Annotated in this window: 3 protein-coding genes and 1 pseudogene; all 4 read right to left on the bottom strand. The window is 61.1% G+C overall.

The features are described from left to right. Positions 1-275 (bottom strand): annotated as a pseudogene (locus tag IRZ31_RS20535) (hypothetical protein); the annotation flags it as partial. 294 nt (positions 276-569) lie between these two features. Then, entirely contained in the window at positions 570-2,216 is a 1,647-nt protein-coding gene (locus tag IRZ31_RS20540; RefSeq protein WP_297157399.1) for an ABC transporter permease subunit, read from the bottom strand. Between the two features lie 46 nt (positions 2,217-2,262). Beyond that, positions 2,263-3,177: an ABC transporter ATP-binding protein gene (locus IRZ31_RS20545; protein ID WP_297157402.1), complete on the bottom strand. Its 915-nt coding sequence runs from the start codon at positions 3,175-3,177 to the stop codon at positions 2,263-2,265. Then, positions 3,113-3,949, bottom strand: coding sequence for a TetR/AcrR family transcriptional regulator (locus tag IRZ31_RS20550; protein ID WP_297157405.1), 837 nt, complete (start codon positions 3,947-3,949; stop codon positions 3,113-3,115). Before IRZ31_RS20550 ends, IRZ31_RS20545 begins: the two co-directional genes overlap by 65 nt. Positions 3,950-4,001: the final 52 nt, after the last annotated feature.

The raw sequence follows: 4,001 nt of genomic DNA on the forward strand, positions 1-4,001 counted from the left end.
GCCTGCAGTTGTTGCTCATCGAGAGCCACGAGGGGCTGGGCCTGAATGGGGCCGGGAGGGAGCAGAGCGCGCAAACGGGCCATGATGGCGTCGGCGGCCTGGATAGAAATCTGCTGTGAAATGATGGCGTCGACCAGCGCCTCGAAAAGGTTGGGGTCTGGTACCAGGGTGCATGGTCCTACGCGCTCAATAGCGCTGGCCAGAATAGGATCACCGGCTTTCAGCGCCAGGGTAGCTGCAGCGACAACGTCAGTCCAAGTTTGCTGGATAGTCATTCGTCCGTCTTTCTGCTCGCTCAACGCTCTAATGTCGGTCGCTTGCTTACTTCCTGCCGAAGGGCTGGCCGCTGAGGCAAAGGAAGCCCCGGATGGAGAGCGCATCGAAGCGTGTCGGCGTGGCTCTCCGCTGATATTGTAGCACATGCCGGCTTCCTGCCGCTGGCGCCTCACGTCTGGCGTGGAGCGAGAGAGGAAGGCTGCGTCAGGAGTAGAGGAGAGCGGTTCGGACAGAGGACGAGAGGCGGAGGAGAACGCAGATTCTCCTCCGCCGGGGCTGAAGGGCCTGCCGTATCAGGCCCTGGCCACGAGGCTGCTCTCGCGGAAGTGAAGGAGGGCGGCCAGCCCCACGACCAGGGTCAGGCCAAGCATAGTCAACGTAGGTCCCCAGCGCATGCCCTCGGTCATCGGGCTACCGTAGAGATGGAAAATCGACAGATTGATCAGCCAGTCGGGCAGCTTCAGCATCGGCTGCAGAAACTCCATCAGGAAGGAGAGCGCCAGGAATGCGCTCACGAGTCCCGTGGTCAGGCCGGAGGGGAGGCGCGTCGCCAGCAGGTAGACCAGAGCGGCGGCCAGCCACTCCAGCGGCAGCATGCTGAAGCAGGCGGCTGCCGTATCGCCGACGTCGATACGCAGATTGATGATGTTGGCCGTCACCAGGAGACTAAGCCAGATCAACAGCGGAGGGATCAGCGAAGCCAGGATGACAGCCGAAGCATGCTCAGCGAGCAAGCGGAGGCGCGACTGAGGCATGCTCAGGATGATCTCCAGGCGGTTATTGTCAAGATCGCGGCTCCAGCTGTGGGCCAGCGTCAAAGCGAAGATGGTCAGGGCCACAGGGATAAAAGCGAAGACGGTCGCCCCTAGAAGGCCCTGGTTGGTGGCGACGTTGTAGCCGCTAAAGAGCTGGCTCATCACCGCATTGCCTTCAACTGCCTTCCTGAAGACGTCCAGCAGGCTGGGAATGAGAGCGGTGAAAGATTCGACGAAGAAGAGCGTGATCACCGTCCACCAGAAGAGGGCGGTGAACTGCGTACGCAGAGTGCGCAGACCCAACGAGCGTAAGAAGGGATCGCCAGCGGCGCGCGCCAGCGCACGGGAGCGCTCGACGGTCGCCGGCTGCCGCCGCCCATTGAAGGAGAGCTGAAGCGCCACGTCGCCCAGGTCGCGCCGGGCAAAGAGCAAGACACTGGCGGCGATCAAGGCCACTGCTAGCAGGACGAGCAGCATCAAGGCCCCCCAGTTGGCGGCAACCGATGGAATCAAAGGTTTATTGCCATTGTAGTAGTAGAAGATCGACAAGTGGCGCAACCAGTCGAAATCGTGCTGGACTCGCCCAACGCTATCGAACACGAACATGATCACCAGGACCGCCGCCGTCCAACCGGCGGCGGCGCCGCGCCAGCGCACGAACTGCGAGATCAGCAGGGCGATGCTGGAGAAGATCAGCTCAAAGAGGCCGACATTAAGGGCTGTCAGCAGGGCTCGCGGGTAGTCGGCTGTTTCGTGGGCGCTGAGCTGGCCGAGCAGGATAAAGAGGCTGATGATGAGCATCATTACGAGAATGGCCAGCATCAGGGCGAGCAGCTTTTCCAGCAAGAGGCGTACCCGGGCCACCGGCTGCGAGAGCAGGACATCGAGTGTGCCGCGTTCCTCATCTCCGCGCACCAGGCGGGCACCGGCCAGGATGGCCCAGATGGCCAGGAAGGCTGGCAAGGTTGTGCCAAAGAGGCGAAAGGTGACGTAGCCGGGAATAGTATTGAGCGCCACCTGATCGCCATAGAAGCTAAAGGACTGATAAATCTGCGTGACGCCAGCGCTGAGAACATCCTGAGCGGTGGCGTACATAGCATAGATCAGCAGTCCCAGGCCGAGGCCCCAGCAGAGGACTGCGATCCAGTACTCGCGCAACGTTTTCAGCCAGATCGTACGCAGCATAGCTGTTTCCTCCCGTCATTGGCCGCCACAAAGCGGACAGAGACATTTAGCGGCCAGCGGCAACTGGCTGGTCGACCTGATAGAAGCGCAGGAAAATCTCTTCGAGGCTTGGCTCCTGAGTTGAGAGGCTGAGCGCATCGTGGGCGGCGGCTGCCTTGATGACTGCTTGCAGATCACCCTGGACGTCGAGATGCAGCTCGCGACCGTCGTGGTTGAGGCGGACGGCGGCCACGCCGGGCAGATTCTGGAACCACTGCGGCGAGACAGGCCCGGGAAAGCTGATGATGACTGTCTGCTGTCGCATGTGCTTGAGCCGGCTCACCTCGTTCACCTCGACCAGGCGCCCCTCGCGGATGATGCCGACGCGGCTGCAGGTCTGCTCAACCTCGGGCAGGATGTGCGACGAAAGGAAGACGGTGCGTCCCTCGCTCTGCACCTCCCGCAGCATGCGGTAAAACTCCTGTTGGTTGAGGGGATCGAGGCCGCTGCTCGGCTCGTCCAGAATGAGCAGCCGCGGACGATGCATGAAGGCCTGGATCAGGCCCAGCTTCTGGCGGTTGCCGCGCGAATACTCGCGGAAGCGCTTGCCAGGATCAAAGTCCAGTCGCTCGCAGAGCTGCTGCACGTAGGAGCGGTCGACGCCGCCGCGCAGGTGGCCGAGGTAGGTCAAGATCTGGGCCCCGGTCAGCCCGGGATCAAAGGCGAACTCCGAGGGCAGGTAGCCCACGAGCCGCTTGACGGCGGGCGCCTGCGACCAGCAGTCCAGACCGGCAACGGTGGCACGGCCCGCCGAGGGACGCAGGAAGCCCATCAGCGTGCGGATGGTGGTGGTTTTGCCGGCGCCGTTCGGACCGAGAAAACCGAAGATCTCGCCTTCCTCGATCTCAAAGGTCAGATCAAGAATGCCGCGGCTGCGCCCGTAATACTTCGTCAGGCCGCTGGCTTGAATCAGTGCTGTCATGAGTGTTTCCTCCTGAAATGCCTGGAATATACTGTTCCAGATAGGTGCGAATGGCCGCCACGAAGCTTGCAATATGCTCATTTGCCAGGTAAGCCAAACGGCGGCGCTTCTCTGGGGGCGGTAGTGGCTGGTTTTCCAGCGTGCGGTGAATGGCCTCGCCCAGGTCCTGAGCCTGTTGCTCAAGCGGAAGGCGTTCTTCTTCCGGCCAGAGCGGGTCGAGCATCATATAGCCCATGAAGAGAGCTGCCAGCATGTATTCTAAGCGCTGAAGGCTCAGGTCTGAGCGCAGCAGACCATCCGCCTGCATCTGCGCCAGAATGGTGTGAGCAAAAAGCACTTTGCGGCGAGCGATTGAATTCCCCTGCAGATAGTCATGCTGGGCCATCGAGCCGAGCAGAGTGACGTCGTTGGTCAGCAGCGCCTTCACCAGCGGACGCTCCTGGTAGCGCAGAAAGGCATACGGAAAAAGCGTATGGAAGGCAAAGCTATCAGCATTCTCAACGATATACCTCTGCAGTGATTCGATCACGGCCAGAGCCTCGCGCATAATCACCGACATAAAGAGATCCTCGCGCGTCTTCCAGTGGAGATAGATGGTTCCTTTGGCAACCCCGGCCTCGCGCGCGATGTCATCGATGGTCGTCTTATCGTAGCCCCAGCGCTCGATGAGCTTGACAGCAGCATCAAGGATGCGCTCGGCCCGCGCCCGGCGTCTCTGGGGAGAGATAGGCGCCCTGCCACGCCGCGCAGGCTGATCTGACTGGCCTGCCACTGCTCCTGGCCTCCCTTCTTTTTATTGACTAAATGACTAAATAAATAAAAAC

Origin of the sequence: Thermogemmatispora sp. (assembly GCF_019683635.1) — a bacterium.
Classification (GTDB): domain Bacteria; phylum Chloroflexota; class Ktedonobacteria; order Ktedonobacterales; family Ktedonobacteraceae; genus Thermogemmatispora.

Bases quoted from the DNA above. Each gene is read 5' to 3' on its own strand.
- IRZ31_RS20545 (WP_297157402.1), bottom strand. From the start codon at position 3,177: ATGACAGCACTGATTCAAGCCAGCGGCCTGACGAAGTATTACGGGCGC.
- IRZ31_RS20540 (WP_297157399.1), bottom strand. From the start codon at position 2,216: ATGCTGCGTACGATCTGGCTGAAAACGTTGCGCGAGTACTGGATCGCA.